Source organism: Magnetococcales bacterium, assembly GCA_015232395.1.
GTDB lineage: Bacteria > Pseudomonadota > Magnetococcia > Magnetococcales > JADFZT01 > JADFZT01.
The window spans coordinates 28,875-30,669 of record JADFZT010000060.1; the positions used below are offsets into that span (position 1 = coordinate 28,875).

3 protein-coding genes are annotated in these 1,795 nt (G+C 53.5%); 2 read left to right on the plus strand and 1 reads right to left on the minus strand.

Annotation, left to right across the window (positions count from 1 at the left end):
• Together atpE and atpF are read left to right on the plus strand one after the other, a co-directional pair.
• A partial coding sequence (atpE, locus tag HQL52_15025; protein ID MBF0370761.1) for an ATP synthase F0 subunit C occupies nucleotides 1-144 on the plus strand: 144 nt, incomplete at its 5' end.
• 2 nt (nucleotides 145-146) lie between these two features.
• Nucleotides 147-698 (plus strand): F0F1 ATP synthase subunit B, encoded by a 552-nt coding sequence (gene atpF, locus HQL52_15030; GenBank protein MBF0370762.1) that lies wholly within the window; start codon nucleotides 147-149, stop codon nucleotides 696-698.
• A 478-nt stretch (nucleotides 699-1,176) separates the two neighbouring features.
• Here atpF and HQL52_15035 read toward each other — a convergent pair whose 3' ends face one another.
• On the minus strand, nucleotides 1,177-1,764 hold the full coding sequence (locus HQL52_15035) for a hypothetical protein (GenBank protein MBF0370763.1): 588 nt from the start codon (nucleotides 1,762-1,764) through the stop codon (nucleotides 1,177-1,179).
• Nucleotides 1,765-1,795: the final 31 nt, after the last annotated feature.

Consider the following 1,795-nt stretch of genomic DNA (forward strand, 5'->3'; position numbering starts at 1 on the left):
TTTGGTAAGACCATCGAGTCTGTGGCTCGTCAGCCGGGTGCTGAGTCTCAGATGTCCAAATATGTCTGGATTGGTGCCGCCTTCGTGGAAGCCATCGCGCTCTACGGTTTGGTGATTGCGTTCATCATCATGGGTAAAGGTTAACCATGATTTCCATCGCACATGCGGCGGAAGGCGCTTCTGGTCTGCCACAGTTCGATTCCAGCACTTTCAGCTCCCAGTTTTTTTGGACGGTGGCTTCGTTCATCGTTCTCGTGGTTCTGCTTAAGAAATATGTGATCCCGGCGATCAACGACATTTTGGACGCTCGGGGCAAGCAGATCGGCGATGATATGGACAACGCTGAAAAGCTGCGCAAGGAAGCGGACAAGGTGTTGGCTGAGTATCAGGAAAAGCTTTCCATGGCTGGTGAGACGGCTGCCAAGACGATTGAGGCGGCTCGGATGGATGCGGCGCGTTTTCGTGAGGATGCGCACAATAAGCTGGAGGCGGAGCTTGGCAAGAAGAAAGAGGCTGCTTTGGCTGAGATTGAGCAGACCAAGCAGAAGGCGATGGCGGATGTGAAGAATACGGCGGTGGATGTGGCGATGCTAGCCACTGAAAAGCTGATTTCGAAGGCTGTCACCAAGACGGATGCGAACAAGATGGTTCAGGCGGCGCTGGAGCAGTTGAAGAGTGACGGCAAGCAGCTGCATTAGAATCATTTGAAGGTTTGTTGGACGACAAAAAAATCCCGCCCCGGGGAGACTTGGGTGCGGGATTTTTTTGTTTTTACTATTAAAAAAGGTAGGGGTTTGGGGGAGTTCCCTCCCCCAAGGTTTGGATTTTGATCTTGAATCCAATCTTTTGATTTTGAATCTAATCCTTTGATCTTGCTTTACAACCCCCCGGGGGTGTGGGGGCGCAGCCCCCACGGTTTGGCTTTTTTGTTTTCACCACACCATCTCTCTTTCACCGCATCATCTTGCTTCTCACCAAAAGGGCAGCTTATACGGTTTTTGTGTCCACCACTCTCTTCCCATCATGGCAGCCATCTATCACTTCCAAGGGAGGTGGAATCAGTGGGTTTCAGCTTTCCAGAGTGTGAAAGGGTGCGGGGATGGCCGCTTTTGAACCTTCGGCATTGCTGATTTGGTACAGCAGATGAAAATGGAGGCGATGGGGGCAACCTGGATGTCAGGCAGAGAGGGGTTCTGCCATCAGGGGTTCGGTTCCAGCTGGCAGCATGATTTCCCCAGCTTGTTGTATTAGAACCGTGACCTCTGCTTCGGATGGAGATTCCTGATATCTTTCCACCTCGGAGAGGAGAAGCCGGTCTGTTGCGGAGAGGTGCAGGATATTCCGTTCCTTTTTGGGGAGGGCTTTCACGCCTGTCTGCCAGGTTTTGAGTCGTTCCCAGGCCTCGGTTTCTCCCGCTGCATACCGGAGCAGTTCTGGCAGTTTTTCCCGGGCTGGTTTTTGTTGTTGGAACTGTTCGGCGAGGGTTGCCAGTTTTGCCTTGCGCGTGCCATTGAGTTTCAGGGCGGCCTCCAACTCCCAGGAAAAGCGCCCACTGCCACCCAACTGCGGATCTTTTTGGGGATCCTTCTGGAGCAAGCCGTGACGGAAACCGTAAAACTGTACGACCCCATGGTTGCCGTCGCTGTCCAGCAGTTCCTTGAGTTCCTTGCCCGCCTTGTCCCGAAGGGGGCGGTCATACCCTTGGCCGTGGGTAGCGCTGAGGAAAAAATCGGCTCGTTTGGCCATGGCTGGGGGGCGCAGCATTTCATGTTCAGGATCAGAGGGTTTGGTCTCC